Genomic DNA, 1,478 nt, shown 5'->3' on the forward strand with positions numbered 1-1,478 from the left:
CCTGCACCGCCATCATGGCTATGGTCATCGGTTCGGGTAAACAGGAAGCGGACTTTGATGCGTCCCCATGCATCGACATGGATGCTTTCACCTGAAGGGCCGACTACTTTGGCACGTTGTACATGTGCCACTGGGCGATGCTGGTTTGGATCATATTCAGGTACCACCTTGATGCTGCTGCGGATCAGGGTCAGTTGGTTGCCTTGGCGTTCGCTATGGTTGGTGAGGTTCCAGTGGCTAAGGTTGAGCAGTTGCTGGATTTGCTGGTTCAGTTCTTTGGGCAGGTTGTTCTGGTTGTAGAACTGTTTGCTCAGGATTAGGAATTCTTTGTCGCCTGCATGTTGCTGATCGAGTTCGGGATGTTCATCCAGTTCAAAGCGGTAGCCGACTTGGGCATCTCGCATGGTGCTATGTGCAATAAAGGATTTGGCTTGCAGGGCTTGGTAGTCACTGAGTTGTTGATTGAGCTGTTCCAGTTGGCTGTTGCCAGATGCCGTGGTTTGGTCGTCGCCATTTAAGTCACCGATCCATGCCGGGCTGACAGTCCATGCCTGTTCCAGACTCAGGCTGTCATTATCTCTCTGGCTGCTGTGTTGATGGGAGCTGAGGACACTGCCACTGCCTTCTTCCTGACTGAGGCTATCAGCTTGCCAGCGTTGTAAGTGAATGGCGGTGGATTGGAGTTGGCGCTGGGCAATCAAGCTGGTGATGCTATCGCTCTGTTCGGTGGCATGGCTGCGGTGGAAGCGGATGTTGCCACGGCTCAGGCGTTGAAACGGGCTGTTGCTATCGATCAGGCGCAGTTTCTGCGGCTGGATGTCTTGATGGCTAGTGCTGACCGTCAGGCTGCTTTCATCAATCAGCCAGTTAATGCCTTCGCTGCGCCACAGTCGGGTCAGGTAGGCATAGTCGCTTTCATTGGCCTGCATCGAGAATGGTCTGACATCGTAATCACGGCTTAAGCCACTGCTGTCTAAAGTTAGACTGGCGGCAAACAGGGCACTGTTACTTTGCCATTCACTGAATAGAATCTGGGTAATCTCCAGTACGCTTTTATTCATAAATACGCGGCTGTTGCGGCGTTTGTGCCACAGGCTGGTGGCATCTTCGAGTTGCAGTTTATATAAAGTTAAGGCGCCATCGCTTTGCCCTTGGGAAGCAGCGGTAATCATGCCTGTGGTGCGAAATAGTTCACCACTGTCGGTGACCTGATCGACTGCCACCTGACAGCCAATAAACTGTTTCAAAGGCAGTAAGGCATTGGTCGAGAGACAAATCAATTCAACAGACAAACCCTGATTAATGGCATGCTGCCCGTCGATGCGTTGTAAAAAGACTTGGGAATTTAAACTGCTGTTGGAAAACTGGATGTGCAAGGCACGTTTCTGGGCAGTCAAACCGAGCTGCTCAAGGCTGCTGTAAATATTATTAAACACGTTTTTTTCTGCTTGGGTTTTATTTTGCGCGGTATGTTACAA

Annotated in this window: 1 protein-coding gene; it reads right to left on the reverse strand. The window is 50.9% G+C overall.

Annotated features, from left to right (window positions below):
• A partial coding sequence (locus tag C1A47_RS17495; protein ID WP_205669606.1) for a type VI secretion system Vgr family protein occupies positions 1-1,436 on the reverse strand: 1,436 nt, incomplete at its 3' end.
• Positions 1,437-1,478 lie beyond the last annotated feature (42 nt).

The organism is Acinetobacter sp. MB5, assembly GCF_003261585.1.
In the GTDB taxonomy this organism is placed as follows: Bacteria; Pseudomonadota; Gammaproteobacteria; order Pseudomonadales; family Moraxellaceae; genus Acinetobacter.